The sequence below is a fragment of the Rhodococcus sp. T7 genome (genome assembly GCF_009872365.1).
Taxonomy (GTDB): Bacteria; Actinomycetota; Actinomycetes; order Mycobacteriales; family Mycobacteriaceae; genus Rhodococcus_F.
This window is the reverse complement of record NZ_WXYH01000389.1, coordinates 345,105-369,488: the sequence shown is the minus strand read 5'-3', so window position 1 is coordinate 369,488 and position 24,384 is coordinate 345,105. Positions and strand designations below refer to the sequence as shown.

The window sequence follows — 24,384 nt, the reverse complement described above, 5'->3', positions numbered from 1 at the left end:
GTCACGTGACGCAACCGCCGCCGAACGAGTGGTCTCCCTGATCTCGGTCGAGGACCGTGCCGCACGGTCGTCCCGGCTGCCGACGCTGTCGCCGGCACCACGCCGGGCCTGCCCCACTCCCCGGACCCCGAAGACCGAGAAGACCTGGAGTCGCCCCTCATGACCGAGACCCCGCCCGTGACCGGCCCCTCCCCCGCCCGGTCGGCCGGTGCGCCCGCCCCGATGGTGGCGGTGCGCCCCGGCCCGCCGGTCCTGAGCGCCGACGCCGAACGGCGCATCCTGGCGGCACTGGAGCAGCGGCACGCGCCGAGCACCGTCCGCAACTATCGGCAGGACTGGGCCAAGTTCGCCGCCTGGTGCGCCCTCCGCGGGCACCGCGACCTGCCCGCGCACCCGCACGCCGTCGCGGACTACCTCACCGAACACGCCGACGCCCGCACCCAGACCGGTGACCGGGCCTACTCCACCGCCACCCTCACCCGATGGGTCGCCTCCATCAACTACTGGCACCGCGCCTGCGCCCAGCCCGCCCCCGGCGAGTCCCAAATCATCAAGGACACCCTCTCCGGCCTGCGCCGCAGCTACGCCCGCAGCGGCGACCGCCCCACCAAGCGCGCCGCACCACTCCTCGTCGCCGACCTCGAGCGGATCCTGTCCGCCAGCCGTGACGACGCCACCACCTGGGTCACCCGAGCCCGCGAGCGGCGCGACAGCGCACTCCTGCTCCTGGGCTTCGCCGGCGCGTGCCGGCGCTCCGAACTCTCCGCGCTGGTCATCGCCGACGTGACCGCGCACCGACACGACGGACTGCACCTGCGGATCCGTACGTCGAAGACCGACCAGACCGGCGACGGCCAGGTCAAAGGCGTGCCCTACACCGTTCGCCATCTGACCTGCCCACCCTGCGCCTACCGCCGGTGGCTCGACGTGATCGCCGCGTTCGACCGCACCGGTCGCCCCGGCGTGATCCGGCTCCTCCACGACCAGGACGAGTTCGACGACCACGCCTGCCGCACCGCGGCCCCGACCGCGCCCGACCCCGCCGCGGCGGTGTTCCGGGCGATCCGCGCCAACGGCAACATCAGCGACACTCCCCTATCCGGACCCGCCATCCACGCCGCGATCCGCCGCCGCGCCCAACTCGCCGGCTACCCCGACGACGTCGTCACCCAGATCGGCGGCCACTCCCTGCGCGCCGGGTTCGTCACCCAGGGCTTCCTCAACCGCGCCCACCCGCACGAGATCATGCGCCAGACCGGCCACGTCAACCCGGCCACCCTCGAGATCTACGCCCGCGAACACGCACCACTGCAGAACAACGCCGTCACCCGAATCGGCCTGTAAGACCCTGCGGTGACGACACTGCGAAGACACACGGAGAACCGACACCACGCGGGAAAACCGAGGAGCCGATCGCGCCGTGCCACCGAAGTGGCGGGATCGGGGGTCGGTGCGGCCCCTACGCTGAACAGCCGTGACAACCACCGGGACGAACAGGCACGGCACACCGGACATCTCCGCCCTGTTCGCGGCAGCGGGCCCCGGTTCCGCCTACCGATACGACTGGGCCCTCTTCGCGGACTGGTGCGAAGCCCTCGACACCGCACCCTTGCCGGCGGACCCGGTCGCGCTCGCCCGGTTCCTGGATGCTCATCCGGCCCGGCGAACCACCCAACGTCGCCGCATCGCCGCCATCAACTGGGTCCACACGGCAGGTGGGCATCATCCGCCCGGGTCGTCACGAGCCATCCGGGACATCCTCTCGACCCGAGCCCGCCGCCGCGGCCAGCGCTCCCAACTCGCCCGCGCCGTGGTGTCCGCCCTCCCCACCACCGGCTGGCCTGGCGGTCTCTTCGGACGCCGAGACGCACTCCTGCTGGTGCTGTCCTGCACCATCGACCTGACCCCCACCGCGGTGGGACGGCTGCAACGCAGCGACCTCACCTACGACGGGAACACCCTCCTGATCGGCGCCGGTCACGACCGGCAACTACACCCGACCCCCGAAGATCCGCGCGGCTGCCCCGTTGCGGTGTACCTGAGATGGGCGCGGCTGCAGGCGTTTTTCGACCGATACCCCTCGAACAGAGCCCTGGCCCGCAGCCTGATCGAGGCGCGACCCGTCACCGACGACAGCGTGGTGTCCTATCGGACACTGCCGGCGCTGAGAGAAGACCGGGACGGCCCGCTGCTCCCGAGCTTCGATCAGTGGGGCCACTTCGCCGCCCCACGTCGAGACAGCCGGGGCCTGTCCGGCAAGTCCGTCGCCGCGATCGTCACCGCGCACCTTGCCGGGATCGCAGCGTCCCGGCGCGCACGACCGGTGCTGCTCGACAACTGGGGCTCAGTTGTCGAGGAAGTCGATGCCGAACTGCACGCCGCGAAACCCGACCCTGTGGGCGACGACGACTACGTAGAGCTGACAGCGGAGGAACTCGCAGCCCGCTACGACGCCGGAATCGCCCACAAACACACCGACGCCCAGAACCTGCGGGACCTGACAGACACCTTCGACGACATCGACCGGAGAACCGACGAAATCCTCCGCCGAACCGAGGAGTTGCTTGCGCAGATGGGCGACCCCGCGACCGACTGATCGGCCGGGCCGCCGGTGAGGCGTTGCTTCGGCGCGAATGCTGCCGCGGGCGTGTCGGTGCGGGGGCCAGTGCGCGGCTGGCGGGGTGAACCGTACTGGCCGCGAACCAGTATTGGCGGACCACGAAGTTGCCCGCGAACGAGGTGGCGAAGTTCAGAACGTTGTGGCGCTGGAACGGCGGTTTCCTGGCTTGCGCAACGGGCTCGGCGGCGTTGGACGTTGTGGAGTTATGGTTCCGGCCGCTGTGGCGGCAGCCGAAGCAGTAACCACCCCAGGGCTCGGTGACACGCCGCAGGTGCCGCGGACGTGGTTCACCGGTGGTCAACCCACGTTCGACGTACGCTGAGATCGTTCACGTCGCCCTCCGTGGTGGTAGCGGGATCCGATCGAGGAATCCGACCCTGTCCGCGTAGTCGGATGGTGGTCGCGGGGCTGTCGTCCAGGTGCCTCTGGTGGTCGTCTGGGCGCGGCGTGACGACGGGGCCGGCACCTTTCGAGGTGTCGGCCCCATACGCGTTCTTGGCATGGGTGTTCCGCGGACTCGCGGCTCAGGGGCGCTGGGTGTATCGCCCAGGCAACTCCCCCAATCGTGAAGCTGTCCGTGGATTCCTTCCGCGGTGGCCGCGGTGACTCCCGAACCGCCGGCTGTCTCCCCGGGATACCGCTGTCCGATCGTCGCCGAGCTGGTCGCTGCTCTCAGCGTTCCGGCGTTGGTGCCGCACCTGTTGCTCGCCAGCGAAGGCGCCGGCGCCGGCGCCCTCGCGACTTTCAGCAACTCCGACGAGGTGCCCGCCCACACAGATGACTGCGGACATCGGAGCCGACGGAGGTGTCGGCCAGGGCGCCGATGAGCGATCGCCGCGAGCCGCCAACCGCGGCCGGTTCCAAGCCGTTCAGCAGGCCGCTGATCGTCGGGTGCGCGCGAACGCGTCGCCGGTACTCCGGACACCGATTTCACCGCGCGCCTCTGAGCGTCCCGAATGCCGTTTGGCGTCCAATCCCCTCACGGAAGCCGGTTTCGGCGCTCTGCGGGGCAACGGGGCGGCAAAAAGGGTGCTCCCGATCCGACTCCTCCCCACGTTTTTCACCGGCTGGGCCAAATCTGCCTTCTTCGACGCCGCCGCCTGAGCGCCGTTCTGCGATCGCCGAATGACTCGGCCCGGACCCGACATCGCCGGCGGCCGGTTGTGCGTCGCAGCGGCCCGCACAGCCGCCAATGCGCGCCGCTCGAATCCGGATGCCGGCGCGGCGCTCGGCACCCGAGCCCAGACGTCGCTGCCCACACAAATTGTGCAATACCCGTGAGATACACAGTCCCCGCAATACCCGTCTCTCGCGTGGAATCCGCTCCCCTGCTGGCGAATCTGGCGGGATATGCACCACTCCCCCAACGCCTGTTCAAATCGGGATTCCTGCAATGCCCGTGAAATACGGGTAACCCGTATATAACTGGGTCAACGTCAGATGTGGGACATACGCTCTACCTGTTGCTGCCGCGAAACCCTATGACTATGGGACTTACTCACCTTGCGTGATCCACTGGTGCAGTGCGGAAACCATGAGACACGGATATCCCGCGATACAAGCGTGCGGCGCGAACAGCGTGATATTCGGGTATCACCCATAACCCGCAGAAGGAACCAAGCACGGGACCTCTGGGTATCGCGCGATGCACGCGCTTGGCGTGAATCCCGGAGATCCTGTGTCATACCCATCTCGCAGAAGTGGCGCTGAACGCTGGAACTCAGGGTATTGCCCATCACCCGCGACACCTGAGAGGTCCGGGTGTCTCCCATCTTCTGCATACAGGGCGTCGCGCATGGACAACGCGGACGACGGGATACGCGGATGCCCCGCATGACCCTCCGGCCGCGCCGAACACGCGCCTTGTGCCACTCCCCCACTTCCCGTGGATCGCGCCATCGACGGGAAAACCGCATCACCCGGAAGACCCGCCTGGCCCATGAATGCCCCTGATTGCGTGACACCCCCATCCCGTGCCACTCCCCCATCCCCCGCGACACGCACATCTGCCCATCTCCCGGATGGCACACATCCCCTGGATTACCCGTGAGATACGTGAATCACGTGTCTCACGCATATTCGACCAAATGTGGACCTCCTGCATTCGACGCGACTCCCGCCCACACCATGAGTCGGGCTAGTCCTGCATAACGCCCGTTCAACGGATGGAACGCCAAACCCGCTTCATGGGCGATACCTGTGTAATCAGTTCACGGTGCATTTCATGTCACTGATTGGACATGTGCATAACCACCCCACGACGGGTCATCCGGGTACCACGCATCTGACGGAACACCCGGCGAAGACATGAAGCATAGGATCAACAGGTTCCGCGGTATCCACGCTTACGGTGGGCCAGACGCTTCATACGCGAATAGATGGAGAAGTGGGATTCCTGCTAGCCACCCGACAAACGCGAGATACAGGAGTCACGTTTGTGGGGGACAGATGGGATACGCGGGTATCACCGATATCACGGGCTTCATGTCAAAGACACCAAATGGGGGAGTCCTGTGGGTTTGGGGAGTTCAGCACTTGGCGTGATAAGCGGAATTCCCGCGCGACACGCGAAACGTGGGGAACAGGGGAGTTGCATGAATCGCAGCCAACCCGAGAGTCCTGTGACCAGCGCGAATTGACCGGAATGGGGGAGGAGTGGGTATCACGCTGCTCATACAGACTGCGTCAATCCCGGGAATTATTGAACCCACGCGTTACCCTTTGTGCGCACGTATCCCAGGAGTCACAGGTGTAACGCGCTACCACCAGCACCTGTGAACCCCGGATGTCGTGGAGAACCTGGGTTTTACGGTTCTCGCACCACAAAACAACCACCAGAACGGATCCGCGATGCAGCATTCACCGATGTCGCAGCCCGTCGGCCGCGCAAGTGGGGGAGGGGCACGATGACCACCCTCACCCGCGAGCAGGCCGACGCCGCGCTCGACAAGACCTGCTCGACGACCTCCCAGAAGGGAGGCGTCGCCAAGACGACCACCACAGCCCAGTACGCCATGTTCCTCGCGAACCTCGGATTCAAGGTCCTGGTCGCCGACGCCGACACCAGCCGCGGCATGACCACCCTCACCGGGACCGCGCCGACCGCAGAGCACCCGTACTCGGTTGCCGACCTCATCAAAGGTGACGTTGACCCGAGCCTGTGCGTGCACACCGCGGCGGATGCATGGCAGCCTGACACGACCCGATCCTGGAAGCTCGGCGGCGCACTCATCGCCGGCGGAAGGATCGACGTCATCCCGTCACCAGGTGGGACGCTCCAGGCGATCTCCGACGAAAAGCCGGCAGCCTCACACCTCCGGATGTGGAAGGGCCTGCACGAATCCGGTCTGTCCGACGACTACGACATTGTCCTGATCGACTGCCCGCCGTCCTCGGGCGCCACCACCGAGCTGTCGATCCTCTCGTCCGGGTGGGCGATCTTCCCGGCGCACCCCGAGATGCTCGGTACGGTCGGCTTCGCGGACGGTGTGAGGGCTGTCCGGCAGTTCGCGGAGGCGTGGCGGCACCCGCTGGCCTCGGCTGGCGTGGTGTTCACCAAGGTCAACCGCACCAGCGAACACAAGACAGGCATGCAGGAGACCGTCGACTGGGTCTCGACGATCTGGGCCGACTCCGGATTCCCGGAGGACGACCCCAGAGCGGAGTTCGCCTCCGGTGTGTGGACACCGGCGATCACCGAAGCTGCATTCGTGGCGGCAGCGAACTCCCGGGGAGAATCCGTCGCGAGTGTGCTGCCCGGCCTGTACACCGTGGTGGGGGAGCCGAAGGTCGGAACGGAGAACCAATTCCGCTTGATCTCCGCCTACATGCGGCACTCGCTGAACCTGATGGCGTTGCTGGTGCCGACGCGCTACGAGGACGTCATCGCGAAGCTGGAAGCTGAGCCGATGCCCCCGGTGATGCGGGAGGTCCTGTTCGAATCGCCCCTGAAGTTCAATCCCGAGGCCGCGATGGTCTCTACCCCTGAGGGAGTCCACTGATGGCTTTGCAGAGTGCCCGCCCGAGCCGTTTCGGTGACACAGCGCCACCGTCGCCCGCGACCGTCGCGGCCGCCACCCAGACCGCGCCCGCAGAGGAAACCACGGCCTCACCCCTGACATCAGTGCCCACTCCGGAGGCGACGCCCGAAGCGCCTGCCGCACCGGCGAAGAAGCCGGCCGCGAAGAAGGCACCTAAGCCCGCCGCGACGGAGTCGACCGACAAGCTGCGCAAGAGCGTCGAATGGTCCAGCGATGTCGAGGCTCTGTTCCAGGACGGTTGCGACGACTGGTACGGCGACCGGAACAAGAGGGAGCGTAAGCGCCGACTCGGTCGCCGCCCATCGGACAACGGAATGGTCATTGCCCTGGTCAAACTGGGCCTCGAGGCGATCGCCGACAACGAGAAGTACAACGATCGGCTCGAAGAGCTGCTGCCGTCGGACGGCCGCCGCCGCACCAGCTAGTGGTGTGTCTCTGATTTAGCTGATCTTTTCGAGTGCGACGCGGCCGCGGGCGACCTTGGCGAGGATGGATTCGGCGGTCGCGGTCCATTCGTAGGGTCGGAGGTTTTCGTTGTGGGCGTCGAGGTATTCCTCGATCGAGGCGATGAGGTGCGGTACGGAGTGAAAGACCCCGCGTCGCAGAGCTTTATCGGTCAGCTCTCGGAACCAACGTTCGACGAGGTTGAGCCATGAGGAGGAGGTGGGAGTGAAGTGCAGGTGGAACCGTGGATGCTTGTCGAGCCAGGCCCGGACCTTCTCGTGTTTGTGGGTGGCGTAGTTGTCCAGGATCAGGTGGATTTCCAAGTCCTTGGGCACCTCACGGTCGATGGTGCGCAGAAATCGCAGGAACTCCTGATGGCGGTGGCGCGGCAGGCACTGGCCGATCACCTTGCCGGTAAGGACGTCGAGCGCGGCGAACAAGGTGGTGGTGCCGTGACGCTTGTAGTCATGGGTCATCGTCTCGCCGCGGCCCTTGATCATCGGGAGCGAGGCCTGCGTCCGGTCGAGGGCCTGCACCGACGACTTCTCGTCCGCACACAACACGATCGCCCGCTCGGGCGGGTTCAGATACAGACCGACGACGTCGACGAGCTTGTCCTCGAATCGCGGATCATTCGACAGCTTGAACGTCTCGACCCGGTGCGGCTTGAGTCCACGAGCGGACCACACGCGCTGGACCGTGTCCTTCGAGACTCCGACATGCTCGGCCATCGTCCGGCAACTCCAATGAGTCTCGCCTTTCGGGCGGTAGTTCTGCGTCAGGTCCACGATCTCGTCGATCTTCTCCTGCGGGATCGAGGGCTTGCGACCTCGACCCTTGCGCACCTCGCCCAACCGCGCCATGCCATCCTCGGCAAACCGTGTCCGCCAGTTCGCCACCGATCCCGGCGATACCGACAACGCCTGCGCGATAGCCGTGTTGGCCACACCGTCGGATGCCATCAACAGCGCCTTGGCCCGCACCACCTCCCGGTGCGCACCCGTCTGGGACCGCGCCAACGACTCGAGCACAACACGCTGCCCATCGGAAATCTGCAAAGCGGGTACCGGATTCCTCATGCACGGATTCTATCGAATCAATCCATATTTATTTGCGAGACACACCACTAGCACCGGCGGCGCAACGATCACGTATCCCCGGGAAGACCCTGTGTCTCCCGGGGATACTGCTGTCCGGGGAAGTTTGCACGACGCCGCAAGATTGCCCAGACGACCTACATCGTTCGCTATCCGGCGCGCTATACCGGACTTTTCAACCGCACATCTAAAACGAACGGTTCTGGGCGAATGACCAGCCGTAGGTTCGTCGTGGAGCGCCGTTATCCGGTGTACCGGTATGTCCATGGCCAAAACGGACCCTGGTGACCGCAGAATGGCGCTCAGCCCGTTTTGCCTTGTCGGCCGGACTCGGTAACAGCCCATGATGCGAATGACCGCGACCGTCAACCACTGTTCACTCTCTTGAGTGGGTAGGACGTATGGCAGTCGACGAAAGGGTGCAGTCGTCGTTGGAAGCGTTAGGCCGCACGACCTAACGCTTCCAGCAGAGGATTTCGGCACCGGTAGGTCGCCCGAGTCAGTGTCGATTGGTGAGTGCCTGGATGAGTGTTCGCAGTCCGTCGGCGTCGAGGTAGTCGACCAGGGCGTCAGCGAGCGTAGTCGGGTCAGCCTCCAGGCGGCGGAAGGCACGCTTGACCTTCGCTGCGGTAACGGGAGGTCTTGCCGGCAATTGGTTTCGGATTCAGGTGCGGGATCGGGATCGGGCTTCGTGTGTTCCCGCTGTTGTTCGGCGACCCAGGCTTGGACATGGGCCTCGGGTGGTACCTGTGCGAGAGAGCGGGCGGTGCGGACGGCGAGTTCGCCGTTACGGAGGGCGGTTTGGAGTTCGGGGGTGAGTTGTAGCAGGGCCCGTCGCTGGGAGATCCAGCCCTTGGACTTCGCGAGTTTCATGGCGGCCTTCTCGACGGTTCCGCACTCGCCGATCAGGAGTTCGACGGCCTTGGCTTCTTCGATGACGTCGAAGTCGCGGCGGCCGACGTTCTCGATGACCGCCGCGGCGAGCAGGGTCTCCCGGTCCTTGGCGACTTCGTCTTTGACGATGATGTCGAGGTTGGGGCGGCCGAAGTTTTCGGCGGCGGCCAGGCGACGGCAGCCGTTGATCACCACCCATCGGGCGAGCCCGATCTTGGCAGGAGGATCGGTGACCACGGCGCTCTCCTGCGCGAGGGGTGCACTGTCCATCCGGTGTGTTCAGATGCCCTCGACGCTGAGGCAATATGACGCGTCCTCTTCCATTGCCGCTTCGTCGATCACGACACCGTCATCGCCGCGCACTTTCCACAGGAATGGGGAGAAGATCGACGTGTAGTCCTCGGGCACCGTCTCGCCGGTGCGCACCTGTCTGTCGTACCCGGTGCATTTCTATGTCGGCAGCTACCAATCGCTCGACGCCGAAGGGACCACCCGCATTTGAAGCATCCGGTCGGCTGACCCCGGCTCGGTGCCGCGGACCTGACCCGCGCCGCATTGTAATGCAATGTCGCGCCCCACGAAGACCTCACATGCCGTGGTGGCGCGTCCGCCGAGTTTGAACTGGATCGTCGTCAGCGACCTGCGTAAGTAAGATTAGGGCCTGGATCAGCGGCGACCTCAGGTCCCTGTGGACCGGCTCGGAGCGAAAGTAGACGAAGACAGGGCCAATCACAATCGGATCGATGTCACCGCCTTGAACATATTCGACCAGCCATTCGGCGAATTCGTAGCCACCGATATGCGCGAGCGCCTCTATTGCCGACTTGCGGAGGTTCGAGTCGGTGTTGGGGTCGGTGAGAATGCGACGCAGGGTTGTGATCGCCTCTGGTCCGCCGATTTTGCCGAGCGCCTCTGCTGCCGACTTGCGGAGGTTCGAGTCGGTGTTGGGGTCGGTGAGAATGCGACGCAGGGTTGTGATCGCCTCTGGTCCGCCGATTTTGCCGAGCGCCTCTGCTGCCGACTTGCGGAGGTTCGAGTCGGTGTTGGGGTCGGTGAGAATGCGACGCAGGGGTGTGATCGCCTCTGGTCCGCCGATTTTGCCGAGCGCCTCTGCTGCCGACCGGCGGACAATCGGGTGGGTGTTGGGGTCGGTGAGAATGCGACGCAGGGTTGTGATCGCCTCTGGTCCGCCGATTTTGCCGAGCAGATAGGCTGCCCGCCAGCGGAGGTCCGAGTCGGTGTCGGTGAGTGTCTGACGTAGAACGTCGATCGCCTCCGGATCGCCGATTTCGCCGAGCTCCGATGCAGCTACCCGGCGGATAATCAGGTCGGTGTTGGGGTCGGTGAGCGTCTGGCGTAGAACGTCGATCGCCTCTGGTCCGCCGATTGTGCCGAGCGCCAATGCGGCCGTACCGCGGAGGTCCAGATGGGTGTTGCGGTCGGTGAGTGTCTGGCGTAGAACGTCGATCGCCTCTGGTCCGCCGATTCCGCCGAGTGACGCTGTAGCCACCCTGCGGACGCTCAGGTCGGTGTCACGGTCGGTGAGTGTCTGGCGTAGAACGTCGATCGTGTCCGGTCCGCCGATTCTGCCGAGAGCCCCCGCGGCCGTCTCACGGAGGTCCGCGCTGGCTTTGGGGTCGGTGAGTGTCTGGCGTAGAACGTCGATCGTGTCCGGTCCGTCGTCAATTAGGCAGAGCAGGTCTGCGGCCCGCCAGTGGACCTGCGGGCTGGCTTTGGGGTCGGTGAGTGTCTGGCGTAGAACGTCGATAATGTCCGGTCCGCCGATTCTGGCGTGAGCCCCCGCGGCCGTCTCACGGAGGCTAAGGTCGGTGTCGGGGTGGATGAGCGTCTGGCGCAGAATGTCGATCCCATCTGGTCTGAAACGGTGGAGCGCGTCCGCAGCCCGCCAGTAGTCGTCCAGATCTGTGTCCTGGTTGAGTGTCTGGGACAGGACGTCGATCACGGCCCGAGTGCCCACATACCTGAGCGCCCCTACGGTGGACATCTGAAGACGTGGATCGGGGTGGATGAGCATCCGGCATAGGACTTCGATCGCGTCCGATCCTCCGATGCGGCCGAGCGCGTCCGCTGCCCACCAACGGACATCCAGATCGGCGTCCTGGTTGAGTGTTTGGGACAGAACTTCAATCGCGGCCCGACCTCCCACATATCCGAGCGCCAGTGCGGCAGTCTTGCGTACCTCTCGGTGTGCGGTGGGATGCCGAAGGAGGGTCGACGATTCTGCGAGTAGTGAGCCAATACTGCGAGAGACCTTCCCCCGCAAGTCATCGTCGAACTCGGCGACCGCAGCTGCCGCAGTCGACAAGGCGATGTGAAGTGGATCCGGTCTTCGATCGACGAGTTTGGACATGACCCCTGCGGGTGCAAGGCAGGCGACGAGAATCCATACCTCGCGCCAGGAGGGTTCGAGGTAAAGACGAGCGTCGAGGCAATCATCGATGAGGTTTTGATGGATAGCAAGGTGTTCGGCGACGAGGTATTCGGCGAAGGTGCGGTGCACGAACAAGAAGGGCGGGTTTCGGCCCTCCCGGGTGTCTCCGTCGGGTACAAGCACTCCGGCGTCATTCGAGAGGATCGTGATTGCGGCGGCAGTTGAGATGTTTGCCGGCAGCTGGATCGACGCGAGGTGCGCCTGCAGGGTTGTGTCTGGAATGCGGTCGAGCCACCCGTCCGGACTGTCGGCAATCTTGAATGCCAGCGGCCGAAGGATGTCCAGGAGTAGCCGCTCACGCTCGTGGGGATCACTAGGAAGCGATGCAGTTACGGCGCCCGTGAACGCCCGGTGCTCCCGGCGAAGGAATCGGCGCAGAATTCGACTGTAGATTTCTGCGCGTGTCCGCGGGAGCCGCTCTTCCGGATCGGACGCGAGATGACATAGAAGCGCGAGCAGAAGGGGAATCTGTGCCATCGTGGCTAGTGCCGCGGTTTGGAGTCGCTGTTTCAGTTCATGTTCTCGGTCGACGTGGAGGTGCCAGGACGCGATATACGCTTGCGGGTCGGTGAAGGGGAGCAGTTCGACCTCAGTCCACGTCTGTGGGTCGAGCAGTCCGCTGCTGTAACCCGCGATTCGGGAAGTGACGATGGTGCGCGCGACGGAATTCGTCTGATCGTCGATCATCCTGATGACCGCGTCCCGGGCGTCAGCGGGGGTTTCGTCGAGGGCGTCCAGCAAGTACGTTGTCGGTCCGCTGCGGCAGTGTTCTTGGAGCCAGCGCCGCAAACCGGCGGTCATGGCGGTGTCAAGCTGGGCGAGCACCGCGGTGGCGGCCTCCGGGAGATCGCCACCGACGGCGGCGGCGATGGCGTCACATCGGACGGAGAGTGGTATATCGATTCCGTCAGGATCAACCTGGGGATCGGCGAGCTTGAGCGCCGCGGCGTCGGCTAGGCGTATTGCGTGCATCTGCGTGACCCAGGACTTGCCCGCACCGGGATCACCGAGAACTACAACTTGATTACTGTTGTCGGTGACGTTCGCGTATGTCGCGGTGTGGGCGTCTGAGGTTGTAAAACGTCCTGCCGCTGGCGCATAGACATCATCGGTCTCAAGAGTTCTCCTCCGGAGTCCGACGCGTGTCGTTGCCTCTACATCGAGGCGAGTGGGGTCGGGGTGGTTCCTGAGGTAAGGCAGTCTGGAGAGGTTCTTGCGATGTCTGGCGGCTTCACGAGTACACCACTGTGTGAGCTGGCCCCGCACGTCGCGTGAACTGAGCGGGGGAATGTTGGATTCAGACAGCTGGGCGGCATGTCTCGCGAGTACCGCGAGCTGCGCTTGGCCAGTGAGCCTGCTCGATGGACCGGAACCGGTGTAAATAATAGCGTCGATGATGCAGGTGGGCAGGATGTCAGCGAAGTGATCGAGGTCGATTTGGTGGTCGGCTTCGAACTTCGGGGGATCGTTTCCGGACAGCGTGAGAGCGTCGTGGAGCAACCCCTTGATCTCTGCGGAGTCCGCGTGAGCCATCGCGCATCGCGACACGACTGCGATGATGTTCTTGTTCGATTCGAAGGGCTCGAAGAAGGTGCGGCCGTGTTCTGACCACCACATCAGCTGTTCGTCGGGGTCGGTCATTCGGGCTCGTTCGGCGGCCACGGCGAGCCCACTGACGAACGCACCCTCAAGTTCTTTCTGTGCTGCCCTGGCGAAAATCGCCTCATTGACAAGTTTGGTGGCGGCGGTGGTGGCCGCTTTGACTGTGGCTTTCTGGGCGAGCTTCTCGACATCAACTGACCTGATGATTTCACTAAGGTAGTCGAGTGACATCAGGCCCCCTGTGCCAGAGACGCTGTCGGATGAGCTGAAGATTACTCGGACCTCCAAAAAGAATCTCTGGTTCTGGGTGTCGTGGCGTACTGACGGACGAGGGCCTGGCGGATCGGTGATCCTGTCACACCAACTCGGCAACACAGCTGTGATGATCGGTCATCTAATGCAATACCGGCGTTCTACTGGTAACCCTGCCGATCCAGAACCCCGGCGATCGTAAACCCGCAGCCTTCTGGTCCGACCTTCGCTAGGGCTTCGACCGGGCGGAACGTCGGCGAGGGCGAGCACATCACGGTCTCGGTGACCAGCACAGTGCGAGTCGGCCGCTGTCATGCTCTGAAGTTTCGCGAACCCCGGATTGTGTCGGACAGCATTCATCCTCAACGGGGCGGGCGCCGGGTGACTCATCCTGTGTGATGAAACTGGCTGGTGACCTGCGCGGCTTCTTCCGCGGTCGGGGCGGCGGGGGCGCAGCTGCGCAGTTGCAATTGGGTGTTGGCGGTGCCTGGCCCGCACAGCTGGCCGGTGGCCAGCGCTCGCTCGATGCGGCACCGGACGGCGCATTCGTGGGCCGGGTCGACGGCGAACACGACCCGGATCTGGACCTCCATGCCGTCACGGTTCGCGTGGGTGTGGTGGGGGGCCAGCGAGCAGGGCCGCTGACGACCCCAGTGCGTGCATAACGCGGACGTGACCGCGGCGCCGGGGGCGTCGATATCGGCCTCGGGTGTCATGACGAGAATGGCTTGGTGCGCGAACACGCTCCGCATGTTCCGTAGTGTCCTCCCGGAAAGCTGTCCGGGACAGTGGGGACGGGGAAGTTCGGTCAGAAAATAGGACCGTGCCAGGCGATTGCGTGTTCCTCAACCCGCCTGGTGCTGACCGCCCTGTTGTTGAGCGTCGCTTCGAATGACGACCACTGGGCCCGTGATCGTCACTCCCTATGCGGATGAGTGGCCGGGTCGAGGGCCGTTCGTCTGCATCACCAACGTGCCGACGATGGCGGTGCCCGAGATGACGTCGATGACGCGGGATCGTTGGTCGGCAGAGTGACGGTGCGGTCGTTCATTGGCATCGATGGGTGACGGCGGCGGTGAAAGCCCCTCCGTTCAACACCAGGTGGCCCCTGGCGCGGCGGGCGTGTGCTAGTCAAGACTGAACAGCTATGAGTGGAGCCGCCGCCTGTGATCGTGATCCTGTCCGCCGAGGGCGCCGCCGAGCACCTGGCCTCGGGTGCGATGGCGTGCCCGGCATGCGGCGGCGGACTGCGCAAATGGGGATTCGGCCGTACCCGTACGGTGCGCGGGCTCGGCGCCGACAGGGTGACCGTGCGACCCGCCCGTGTTCGTTGCGCCGGCTGCAGCAAGACTCAGGTGCTGTTGCCGACCGCCCTGCAGGTGCGCCGTGCCGACACCACCGAAGTGATCGGAACGGCATTGGTGCACAAGGCCAATGGGCTCGGGTACCGGCGCATCGCGGAACGTCTGGACCGGCCTGTATCGACAGTGCGCCGGTGGTTGCGTCGAGTCCCGCCCGAGCACCTGCACTGGATGTACACCCAAGGCTGTGAGCGCCTCGCCACGTACGCGGCCGACGCGTTCAGTCGCATCCGCAACACCCGCAATCCGCTGCATCACACACTGACAATGCTGGCCGCCGCGGCGTTCCACGCCCGTGAACGGTTCGGGTTCGAGGACCCGCCATGGACTCTGATGGGGATGTACACCCGTGGACGTCTCCTCGCACCACCCCGCGGCGGCTGAAAACCGGTTCCGCGGGGTATCCGCATGCCCGCATCCAGCCGTCAATATGCAGACCGCGCCTTCAACGTGACGACGACGCCGTCACCATGCCGACGAAAACCTCGAAAACAGTCCGAAGCCGTCTGCATTTACAGCGACGCGATCATCTGCATCTTCAGTGACGGGCAACATTCGGTACGGCAGGGAGTGGCACGGGGTTCAACGCAGCCGGCGGTGCCGAGCGTGCGGATCCGACGACGATGACACGGTCGCCCCAGTAGACGGGCGTCGACCAGTCGTAGCGGCGGAAGGTGCCGCCGCGGTAGGGAACGAACAGGACGCCGTGCGGTGCGATCCCCGCGAGTTGCCTCCGCCATCGTTCCAAGGGGGTCCCGGTTACCCAGCGGCTGATCGTTCGCAGCTTGCTGCGTTGCCGTGACGGTGTCACCGTCATGGCGCTGCGTCCGGAACCCGGCCACAGTGAGACAGCCGGCACTCTGCGAGGGCGAGATCCTGGGCGGTGAAGTTCGACTCCGTCGAATGCGAGAAGTGACGGCATGGACCGCCTGCTTTCGTTCGAGAACAGCGGATCGAGTTCGATGAACAGAGTCCACTGCCCACCGTCGGGATCGAGATGCAGGTAGAGAGGCACACCGCCGTCGGCTAACGGATCTCCGGGATAGCCGTAGTTGCTAGATCCCGGATGGTATTCCTCGCAGAGAGAAGTGCCTTCGCCCGGGTTGTGCGCAAAGTGGGCGATCTTCTCCATGCCACTCCGCAGGTGCACCTGCCCGCAACAACACGGGCACAGGTATCCGGGACGTCGTGCCGCATCGACTGCGGCGATGAGGCCCTCATGGGTCAGGTCGATTGCATAACGCACTTCGGTAGATGCGCCTTTCTCGGACAGTCCCGCATACCTTTGCGAATAGTATTGTCCGGCCGCAACGCCGAAGGACGTGTGGTGGTTCGCATTCCCTCTCAGGCCTGCGGCGATGCAGTCAGTAACCCTGTCGCACCACGGGACGATGATCTGTTCATGACCCCTGAAAGCCAGGACGTGGCCATGGTCCTGAAACTCGTGGACGAGGCGGGACTCGAACCGAACGAGGACGAACGCAAGTGGGACCACATGGGTGCGCTCATCACCGACGCCGCCCTTCAGCCGCGTACTCGCTACACGACCACCGTCCGGCCCCGTGCCCGCAGGGTCTACGACGAGTGGCCTGATGCGAGAACAACCGCGGGTTTTCGGGCACGCCTGGACTCAGAGGATCTGCCGACGTACCTCAGATGGCGAAGCAGCTCGCCGAAGATCACGAAGATCTACGACCTGGTCTCCGTGATGGAAGACCTCGGCATCGACACCGTCGACGAGCTCTCCGCCCGCTTCCGCGAGCCCGTCCAGGAGCAGGAGACCCGGAGAGCGCTGCGATGCGTCAAACACGTCGGACCGAAGACACTGGACTACATCGCGATCCTGACCGGATCAAACAAACACATAGCAGTAGATCAACACATCGCCGCCTTCGTGCGCGGCGCCGGCTCACGGGTCAAGTCATACGACCAGGTTGCAGCGGTCGTGCGCGCGGCCGCGGCCGAGCTGAGCTGCAGCCCCGGCGCACTCGATGCCGCGATCTGGAACTACATGAGCGCACAGTCAGGCAGGTGAGCGAGCGTGCTGACCGATCCGGATACATCGCTGCCCGAGCTCAGAGTTGATCAACGTCTGTTCATTTGCTCCGGGACCTCATGGTGGGAGGCGCTCGAGGACATCAGGACTCCACGCGAGCAACAAGTTTTCCAAGGCTGGGATGTCGACCGCCACTACAGAAAAGGCGATTGGATCCTGACCTACCTCAGTACCCGGCCCCGGGTGTTTCTGTGTTGGGAGCAGGCGACCCAAGACGCCACCCCCACGGGCAAAATCTGGGTCGACCACGACACGTCCGTACTCTTCTCCAACCTGATCGTCGTCGACCACATCGAGACGCGAACGGGGCTCACGATCTCATCGAAGCGCTGGTTCGAAGGTACTGAGGCTCAAACTATCCGACACGAATTGACGAAGGAACTGGGGTATCCCAGGAGTTGGCATGGCCTCGACGACATCGCAGGAACCGGCGACGGCTCCGTACTAAACTACTGACCGGGTCTCGGGTCTGTCATTCGTTCGATATACATGTGTCGGTTGCGTTTTCGGAAGACGCACATATCGACAGGTCAGTTGACGAAGTCGGAGTGGATCTGCAATGGAGTACGCACCGATTGTCACATATAGTCCTGGAATGCGAAGGAGCTACCGCTTTGCCGTCGTGTTGATGAGCGCTGTAACCCTCGGGGCCTGCGGTTCGTCCGGTGATGAGTCCGAACTTGTCCAGGGCACCGAGGTGGTGCCTTTGACGGACAGCGCAGCCCCTGTCCCGGAGGAGTCCCGAATTCTCAAGCCGGGCGACAGCACCGGTATCAGCCTCGGCAGCACACGGGGAACAATCACTCTTCAATCAGTGGAAACCGGCCTGAGATGCGGAGCCGACGGAACCCATTATCAAGCGTTGGAGTTCACCGTCGATCTCGATCCAGGCACCAGTTACATGACAGCAGGGTCGCTGGAACTGACCGAAATCCTCCCGGATGGAACACAGGCGACTTCGGCCTCGAACGTGGCAACCTATGACTGTCTGGCTGAGAACCAGCCCCAACTTGAGTCCATCCGCCACGGGTCAACGCAACGGGGATGGATTGTTGCAAAAACCCAACAGCCGCAGGGATCTTTCTACTTCCACACCGATTCGCAGAACTATATGGACACCATCATCGAATTCTGACCTAGCGGGGAGTCGCGGGCGTGACGGAATGCCGTCGAGCTCGTTGCCGGGGTCCAGCACCCTAGCACTGGAGGTTCCGAGCGAACTCGTCTCACCTCTACGAGGTCTCTGAGGGCCGAGAAGAGCAAGGTGAGCGTAGATAGGCGCTGCTGACCATCGATCACGTCAAAAGATGCGTCGTCCTGCTCGACAAGGACAGGCGAGCCGAGGAAGTACGGCTCACTATCACCGCGATCGAGTGTCTCCTTCCCGAGACGGCCGATGGTATTCGGGAATCTTGAACTCGAAGTCACTTGAGAAAATGATCCTCAGCGGGTGCTTCTGCGCCGTCAGTTTCTGCATCAGTCGTCTCCCTCCTCGTCATCAAGTCGTCCATTGTTCGCGGTATACGCCCGCCGACCGGCGGGACTGTGCACGGGACGATCGAGAGCAGTGGAAGTCGAATGCGCCATGCGCAACGCAGGCTTCTGGACCCTGTTCCGGGCGTGTCAACGTGGCGGTAACCAGTGGCTACGACGTCCGTCATGCTTATGCTCCGGATCTGCAGCCGAGTGGAAGGTGAGGACGAATGGCTGAGAGGAAGAGCACGGAGAAGCCTGAGCTCCCCGCGGTGGCCGTGGCCGCCCGGGTCCAGGTACGCCGGCGGACGAAACCGGCGGTGACCGGTGAAGTCGTCGCGGACTACGCCGAACTGACCGATACGGACGAACGCGGGCACGACTGGGCGCCAGTACACCGGTGGGCTGTCGCCCTCGACGATGGCCGCCTGGTCTTCGCCGATACCGCTGACCTCACCGTCGATCCCGGCACACGGAAATCCGGGCCGGGGGCAAGCCCAAATGGCTGAGGGCCAGCCGAGGGCGGTGTCTTTCGGTGTCGATGTTGAGCTGGAACGCGTTCTCTGGTTGCGTTGGTCAGGTCATTTCACAGTCACGCTCCCGCTGAAGAAGAACGGTGCCTGGTTACCGAAGCAGAAGACGGTCACGTTCGACGCTTTCGTGAAGCCGCTCAGCTTGCCTACACCTGCGGCGAAGGCGCCCGTCTTGAAATTGAACCCCGAGTCGAATCCGAAGCAGGTCCAGCTTTCCCCGGCCGGCACGGTGACAGTGACTTCACCTGAACCGGTTGCTCCGACGCTCAGTGCCGGCACCGCAGTTGCGGTACCCGTCCCGAGCGCGATCGCGGGAGCAATGACGGCCGACGCGATGGCCGTGCGCACTGCGATCTTCCTCTTCATCGTGCTCACCTCATCCTTGAGAGTCCCGACTCCTGTAGCGAACGGGAGGGTGGTGAACAGGCGGTCGCCGTCACGAACCCGTTCGGCTCATTCACGAGATCACCGATCCCGCTTACCTACGTATCGCACGGAGGAGCGCCTTACGTTTCATAAATGCTGGAATTGAACTCGATCTCCATTTGAACGAAAGTCCATTTCATTTCAATTGGACGACTGATCAAAAGAAGAAAATGTGTATCTGATCAGAAGAAGTGAATTCCGGCGTGATTGAGGGTAGGGAGAGGGCTTTATTCGGCAGGGAAGATAGCTTCGACTGCTTCCTTTTCGGTGTCGTCGCGCGACGGGCGACATCAGTGACTCCGCGGCACGTAGCCAGTCGTTGCCGAGCGGACGGGAGGGGGTGGCACCCTCGGGTCTTCCTGTTTCCGGGGCCACCCGCGGAACCCGGGTGAGGGTCGGTCACCGGGGGCTCGCGGATGACGAGCGGCTCTCGGGTCGGGAGGGGGAGCCGGCGCGAGAGTCTGCACTGTGTGCGAGGCCGTCGACCCCGCGCGCAGTGTTCCTGAGGGATACCCGCGAGAAATCGCTTCACTCCTAGGCTCCGCTGGTGTCGGCGGTACCTGCTGGTAAGGCTCACCAGCTGCGGGATCGTGTCGCGGTGTGCCCGGGTGTGCAGGTTATCAGCGCCGATTCGCGGCGGTCCTTGCGTGGAGGCGCGGGAGGCTGGCCGGGGCGCATCGTCGCTGCCGGTGCTGGTCTGCACCCCAGCCGTCCTGCGGGGTGCGACAGCGCGGTCCAGTGATCGGGTTGGAACGTGTGCGATCCGGGCAAGCGTCGCGTGGGGCACCGAGCAGGTTGTCGCCTGCCCCCGGACGCGGTGACCGCAGCGGGACAGCTCGAGGACGGACATGGGAGGTAGGGATGGGTAGACCACTGAACGGCCGCGGCGCCAATGATGATCCGCGGGGCGTGGAGCCCGAGGCCGCTCAGGCCGCTACTGACGTGCCCGACCTGCTTGAGCCGTCCGTCGGCGGTGGAGGCGCCGAGAACCAGTGCGGCCACCGACCGGCTGCTGCCGACGAACCCGATCGCGAGCACGGTTCCCCTTGTCCGGATCGCGGTCTTGATCCACGATCGATTCCGTTGTCCCGGAAGGTAAAGCGAGTTCGAGCGCTTTGCGACGATTCCCTCCATCTGGGCCGAGCGGGCCGCGTTCAGCATGACGCGACCCGTCTGGGATTCCCAGTGCGGGGGCACGGTGATCGGTAGGCCGCCGATCTTCCCGATGATCGATCCCAGTTCGGCCAGCTCCGCCCGCCGGTCCAGGTAAGGCGCTCGCAGAAGTTCTACGCCGTTTCGGACCAGTGCGTCAAAAGGTAGGTACGTCACAGGGATCCGCCGTTGCAGCGGTTTCGTCGCATGGGCCACGCAGAGTCTGCGCTGCAAGAGTCCCGAAGGCCGGCCGCGGTCCATGGCCACGATCCCCCCGTCGAGGACGATGCGCCCGCCGGCGCCGAAGGTCGTCGACAGGGCCTCGGCGACCTCCGGGTAGGAGGCGGTCACGATGTTGAGATTGCGGGTCCACAGCTCCGGCTCGCGGCCGCCGCCGCCGGAGGCCAGCAACTGGCACCCGTCGTACGTCATTTCGAAGCTCCACGGACGGTCATCGTCCGGGGGCGTGCCGGCCGTCGCGAGCATCGGCGCGATCAGCCTGTGATTGTGCCCTGACCTGCGCCATCGTCCTGAGAGGTGGCGTCGAGGTGGGTGGAGCAGATGGGGAACCGACACGGGACCATTCACGGTCTCAGTGCGCCCCTTAAGTATCTTTCGTACGCTTAGGTAACGAAAGAGACGTAACTGAACTAAACTAAAGACACGAAAGCGACTAAACCCGTAGAATCGGTACGGTGACGACCAACGACATCGAAGCCCGGGGCGACCGCCGGGGGATGTGCGAGTTCCCCGGTGGGTGCAGCCGACCCAAGCTTGACGATCCGAAGACGGGACGGCCGTCGAAGTACTGCGGACAGGCCGATCCCGGTGGCCCGGTGCACAACAAGGGCAACGCGTGGAAGGAGCGCCGACGCCTCGCGACCGTCGGTACGGGGCAGGCCGGGCCACCGGGGGCCGCAGGAGATGAGGGTGGGGTGACGGCACCGGTGTCGATGGCACGGGCCACCCTCGGTGTGCAGCTCGAGGGGCTGCCCCACCGTCTCGCGGAGCTCCGCGGTTTCCTCGCGACCATGACCGAGACGATCGCCTCGGTGACCGATGTCGAGGCGGCCGCCGCCGAGGTCGATCAGGCCCACGCCGAGGCGCTCGCGAAAGTATCCGAAGCGGAACGGTTGCGGGGCGAGGAGGAACGGCGCCGCCGTGACGCCGAGGCCCGGGCGCGGGAACATCAGCAGGCGCGGGAGGAGGCCGACGCGGCCGCGGAGGACGCGTACGCGGAACTGGCGCGGACCCAGACCAAGGCCGCTGCCGCCGTGGAGAACGCGGCGAACCGTGAACGTGAGGCACGTGCGGAACTCGAGCGCATCCAGGCCGACGCCGACGAGAGGATCGCTTCCGCCGAGGCCCAGGCTCAGCTCGCCCAGACCCGCGCCGAGACGCAGACCGCTGCAGCGCAAGCCGCCGTGCAGGAAAGCCGCGAGGACGTGGACCGTCTTCGCGGGGAACTCGCCGACCTGCGCACCGAGTCCCGCGCGGACCGCGATCAGGTGCGCGCCGATCACGCCGCACAACTGGCCGAGGTCCGGCAATCGGCCGCCGACCGTGTCGACGCGCTGACCACCGCCCTGCGCGCCGCCGAGCAGACGATCGAGGAACTACGGCGGCAACCAGGTGGCCGTGGCGCCGGCACCTGAACCAACGCCGCACCGCTGCACAGTCAGCGGGGGATACGACGACGCCCCGGAAAAGAGTCGGGAAAACCCGTCGCTGACCTCGGGCATTCCTGGCACGAAACTTGAGTATTGGCTCCGGCAATCCGGGCTGCCCGTCAGAAGGATCATCCGGGGTGATGCGTGTCCACCCTGGTGAGGATGGTTTCGCCGGGTATCAGGGATGAGAATTGTGTACACAGAGCGGGAGATACCCCGCAAATAGTTATCACAACAAGTCCACCACAGCGCTCGGCACTCAGGCCGGTACATGAACTAGTAAGTGACACAATGAATAACAGATTTTTGCGCGCGGCGTCCGTTGCATCGACCGCGATCGTGCCCCTGATTGCCTTCGGGTCCGGCATCGCGTCAGCCACTCCACCGGCAGCCATCAGCAGCGGCGTAACGGTCGCATACGTCTCTGATGTAGCTCAGCCCGAACCCATCCCTGGAGCAACAGGTCAGCGGTGCTCAGGAAATCGGGTCGGAGTCGACGTGAACACCGGCGAGGACATCGTCTGCGTCTACTCCCGCGACTACTACCCGGACGGAGAGTGGGTCATCGCCGACATCGTCGGTGTCCACAACATTGGCGAACCATGCGACCCCTCGACCGACAGGGCCTCACAAACGCCGGAAGGCATTCCGATCTTGTGTGTACAGGGCCAGGGGTGGACGCCTGGGCCATAGGCCGAGCAGGTGCAGTCGGTTCTCGTTGATCAGCACCTCCAGCGAGAACCCCGAATCCCCACCTCGGAGAGCGTACCCAGTTATAGCGCCTGTTTTCGGCGCGTACTACCGCAACCTCAGCATTTAGTGGTGCTGCGGCGCGGCTCCCGGTGCACCGATTGGTGACGGCCCCGGACGGAGCGGGGAGAGCCGGAGAGCCGGAAGGTCGAGGGATTTTTCTCGGATTCACAGATCGCTGGTGGTGATGATGCCACTGTGTCGGGCGCGGGCGACGAGTTGCATGCGCTTCTGGTTGTTCGGCAGATCCTCGAGACCGAACTTCGAGAAGAGAACGCGGAGATGGCATTTGATCGTGTCGACCGTCAAGAAGAGGTGGTCGGCGATCTCCTGGTTCGAGGCGGGATGGGCATAGGCTGCGTCGTTCTTGTAGGGCCGGCACAGCTCCACCAGGACCGCGAATTGCGCCGGGGTCAGAGCGGCGCGGGTGGGCAGGGCGTCGGCGGTGCCGGTCATCTCCCCGCTGGCCGCAATGAAGGTGCGGAAGGTCAGTGACGAGGATCCGATTCGGATGACGTCACCGGCGTGGAGTCGTCGGCGCCCACTGAGGCGGTCGCCGTTGACGAAGGTGCCGTTGCGGGAAAGTCCGTCGTCGGTCACCGTCCAGTAGGATCCGATCCATTCGATGGTGGCGTGCAGCCGCGACACGTTCGGATCCGAGGGCAACGCGATATCGGCCTTCTCCGAGCGGCCCACGGTGATCCGTGGTGCGTCCACGGACAGCACGAATTCGCGGGTGCCGTATCCGCCATCGAGATAGCAGAGAGTCGGTTCGCTCAGTGCGTTCATAGCCGTCCTCCCCGCAATTTCGGGCACACGACTTTCGGTCGGAGGCTTCGCCCTGTTGCCAGTCTAATTCCGCAGGTCGGCGCGGCACCATGGTCGGCGGTGCGGTTCCCACCCGAACCGGCGTGCCGATTTCCGACGAGGGGTGATAAGGGTCCACCCGGCGGGTGATGATTCGTCCGCGGCCAGCGCATCACACTGAAGGTCGACCACTTCGACCCGAGAAGATGCCATGCCGCGAACCCGTCACCACACCCGCCACGTCCGCCAGGAACTCGGTGCGCGTCGGGTATTGCCCCAGCGCGCAGCACCGGCGCAGACTGAAAGTACCGAACGCGCACCCGAGGGGGTGGGGCAGATGCCCCGACCTACCCGCTGGCGGCGGGCGGTCATGGTGATGTCCACCCTTGTGGTCGTGTGCGCTCTCGGGTTTTTCGGGTTTCTCTCGGGGCCCCCGCTTGCGGTCGCGGTGCCACACTCGGTGGCCGCCGATGTTGTGCGGCAACAACCCGTCGCGCCGTGGCCGACGATGCCCCAGCTTCCTGTCCCAGGGTTGGGGGAGAGTCTCGACCCGGCACCGTACCCTGCTGCCGACCATCAACAGCCGATCTGTGTCCCCGGAGGGGTGAGCTGTTCCGATCCGGGGATTCTGGAGGTACCGCCTGCGCCTGAGGGGTGCCCTCCGATCTGCGACGACCCGATTCTGGAGGTACCGCCTGCGCCTGAGGGGTGCCCTCCGATCTGCGACGACCCGATTCTGGAGGTACCGCCTGCGC

The 24,384-nt window shown here is 64.5% G+C and carries 21 protein-coding genes and 1 pseudogene; 12 read left to right on the top strand and 10 right to left on the bottom strand.

The window, feature by feature from the left end; genetic code table 11:
• Positions 1-159: 159 nt before the first annotated feature.
• The 6 genes from MLGJGCBP_RS45765 to MLGJGCBP_RS45740 all read left to right on the top strand — a co-directional run bounded on the left by MLGJGCBP_RS45765 (position 160) and on the right by MLGJGCBP_RS45740 (position 7,085).
• A complete protein-coding gene (locus MLGJGCBP_RS45765; RefSeq protein ID WP_160098371.1) occupies positions 160-1,344 on the top strand; it encodes an integrase in 1,185 nt (394 codons plus the stop codon).
• A 130-nt stretch (positions 1,345-1,474) separates the two neighbouring features.
• A complete protein-coding gene (locus tag MLGJGCBP_RS45760) occupies positions 1,475-2,596 on the top strand; it encodes a hypothetical protein (protein WP_236581309.1) in 1,122 nt (373 codons plus the stop codon).
• An 801-nt stretch (positions 2,597-3,397) separates the two neighbouring features.
• Positions 3,398-3,724, top strand: coding sequence for a hypothetical protein (locus MLGJGCBP_RS45755; RefSeq protein WP_160098373.1), 327 nt, complete (start codon positions 3,398-3,400; stop codon positions 3,722-3,724).
• 21 nt (positions 3,725-3,745) lie between these two features.
• Positions 3,746-3,901, top strand: coding sequence for a hypothetical protein (locus tag MLGJGCBP_RS45750; protein ID WP_160098375.1), 156 nt, complete (start codon positions 3,746-3,748; stop codon positions 3,899-3,901).
• 1,625 nt (positions 3,902-5,526) lie between these two features.
• On the top strand, positions 5,527-6,621 hold the full coding sequence (locus tag MLGJGCBP_RS45745) for a ParA family protein (RefSeq protein WP_160098377.1): 1,095 nt from the start codon (positions 5,527-5,529) through the stop codon (positions 6,619-6,621).
• On the top strand, positions 6,621-7,085 hold the full coding sequence (locus MLGJGCBP_RS45740) for a hypothetical protein (protein ID WP_160098379.1): 465 nt from the start codon (positions 6,621-6,623) through the stop codon (positions 7,083-7,085). Before MLGJGCBP_RS45745 ends, MLGJGCBP_RS45740 begins: the two co-directional genes overlap by 1 nt.
• Positions 7,086-7,100: 15 nt before the next feature.
• Here the strand turns inward: MLGJGCBP_RS45740 and MLGJGCBP_RS45735 are convergent, their stop codons facing one another.
• The 5 genes and pseudogenes from MLGJGCBP_RS45735 to MLGJGCBP_RS45715 form a co-directional block, all read right to left on the bottom strand.
• Entirely contained in the window at positions 7,101-8,183 is a 1,083-nt protein-coding gene (locus tag MLGJGCBP_RS45735) for an IS630 family transposase (RefSeq protein WP_160098381.1), read from the bottom strand.
• A gap of 517 nt (positions 8,184-8,700) precedes the next feature.
• Positions 8,701-9,311, bottom strand: a pseudogene (locus MLGJGCBP_RS54545) (ParB/RepB/Spo0J family partition protein); the annotation flags it as partial.
• 63 nt (positions 9,312-9,374) lie between these two features.
• Positions 9,375-9,521, bottom strand: a complete 147-nt coding sequence (locus MLGJGCBP_RS45725) for a hypothetical protein (RefSeq protein ID WP_160098383.1) — start codon at positions 9,519-9,521, stop codon at positions 9,375-9,377.
• A gap of 160 nt (positions 9,522-9,681) precedes the next feature.
• A complete protein-coding gene (locus MLGJGCBP_RS45720) occupies positions 9,682-13,380 on the bottom strand; it encodes a HEAT repeat domain-containing protein (RefSeq protein ID WP_160098385.1) in 3,699 nt (1,232 codons plus the stop codon).
• A gap of 407 nt (positions 13,381-13,787) precedes the next feature.
• Positions 13,788-14,153: a hypothetical protein gene (locus MLGJGCBP_RS45715; RefSeq protein ID WP_160098387.1), complete on the bottom strand. Its 366-nt coding sequence runs from the start codon at positions 14,151-14,153 to the stop codon at positions 13,788-13,790.
• Positions 14,154-14,567: 414 nt separating this feature from the next.
• On the opposite strand from MLGJGCBP_RS45715, the gene MLGJGCBP_RS45710 reads away from it, so the two are divergent.
• Positions 14,568-15,146 carry a helix-turn-helix domain-containing protein gene (locus tag MLGJGCBP_RS45710; protein ID WP_201453179.1) on the top strand — a complete coding sequence of 193 codons (579 nt, stop codon included), beginning with the start codon at positions 14,568-14,570 and terminating at the stop codon, positions 15,144-15,146.
• A gap of 154 nt (positions 15,147-15,300) precedes the next feature.
• Here the strand turns inward: MLGJGCBP_RS45710 and MLGJGCBP_RS45705 are convergent, their stop codons facing one another.
• Positions 15,301-16,008 (bottom strand): competence protein CoiA family protein, encoded by a 708-nt coding sequence (locus MLGJGCBP_RS45705; RefSeq protein WP_160098389.1) that lies wholly within the window; start codon positions 16,006-16,008, stop codon positions 15,301-15,303.
• 156 nt (positions 16,009-16,164) lie between these two features.
• On the opposite strand from MLGJGCBP_RS45705, the gene MLGJGCBP_RS45700 reads away from it, so the two are divergent.
• From MLGJGCBP_RS45700 to MLGJGCBP_RS45690, 3 genes are all read left to right on the top strand, one after another.
• Positions 16,165-16,797 (top strand): hypothetical protein, encoded by a 633-nt coding sequence (locus MLGJGCBP_RS45700; RefSeq protein ID WP_160098391.1) that lies wholly within the window; start codon positions 16,165-16,167, stop codon positions 16,795-16,797.
• Between the two features lie 6 nt (positions 16,798-16,803).
• Positions 16,804-17,274, top strand: a complete 471-nt coding sequence (locus MLGJGCBP_RS45695) for a hypothetical protein (protein ID WP_160098393.1) — start codon at positions 16,804-16,806, stop codon at positions 17,272-17,274.
• 103 nt (positions 17,275-17,377) lie between these two features.
• Entirely contained in the window at positions 17,378-17,953 is a 576-nt protein-coding gene (locus MLGJGCBP_RS45690; RefSeq protein ID WP_160098395.1) for a hypothetical protein, read from the top strand.
• On the opposite strand, the gene MLGJGCBP_RS45685 is transcribed toward MLGJGCBP_RS45690, so the two are convergent.
• A complete protein-coding gene (locus MLGJGCBP_RS45685) occupies positions 17,926-18,246 on the bottom strand; it encodes a GmrSD restriction endonuclease domain-containing protein (RefSeq protein WP_160098397.1) in 321 nt (106 codons plus the stop codon). The two genes, MLGJGCBP_RS45690 and MLGJGCBP_RS45685, sit on opposite strands and share 28 nt — an antisense overlap.
• A gap of 275 nt (positions 18,247-18,521) precedes the next feature.
• Between MLGJGCBP_RS45685 and MLGJGCBP_RS45680 the strand changes: the two genes are divergently transcribed.
• Positions 18,522-18,800: a hypothetical protein gene (locus MLGJGCBP_RS45680; RefSeq protein ID WP_160098399.1), complete on the top strand. Its 279-nt coding sequence runs from the start codon at positions 18,522-18,524 to the stop codon at positions 18,798-18,800.
• 72 nt (positions 18,801-18,872) lie between these two features.
• Here MLGJGCBP_RS45680 and MLGJGCBP_RS45675 read toward each other — a convergent pair whose 3' ends face one another.
• Both MLGJGCBP_RS45675 and MLGJGCBP_RS45670 read right to left on the bottom strand, forming a co-directional pair.
• Positions 18,873-19,190: a hypothetical protein gene (locus tag MLGJGCBP_RS45675; protein WP_160098401.1), complete on the bottom strand. Its 318-nt coding sequence runs from the start codon at positions 19,188-19,190 to the stop codon at positions 18,873-18,875.
• Between the two features lie 633 nt (positions 19,191-19,823).
• A complete protein-coding gene (locus MLGJGCBP_RS45670) occupies positions 19,824-20,888 on the bottom strand; it encodes an ATP-dependent DNA ligase (RefSeq protein ID WP_160098403.1) in 1,065 nt (354 codons plus the stop codon).
• Positions 20,889-21,097: 209 nt separating this feature from the next.
• On the opposite strand from MLGJGCBP_RS45670, the gene MLGJGCBP_RS45665 reads away from it, so the two are divergent.
• Entirely contained in the window at positions 21,098-22,057 is a 960-nt protein-coding gene (locus MLGJGCBP_RS45665) for a hypothetical protein (RefSeq protein ID WP_236581311.1), read from the top strand.
• 933 nt (positions 22,058-22,990) lie between these two features.
• Here the strand turns inward: MLGJGCBP_RS45665 and MLGJGCBP_RS45660 are convergent.
• Positions 22,991-23,611, bottom strand: a complete 621-nt coding sequence (locus tag MLGJGCBP_RS45660; RefSeq protein WP_160098405.1) for an FHA domain-containing protein — start codon at positions 23,609-23,611, stop codon at positions 22,991-22,993.
• Between the last annotated feature and the right edge of the window lie 773 nt (positions 23,612-24,384).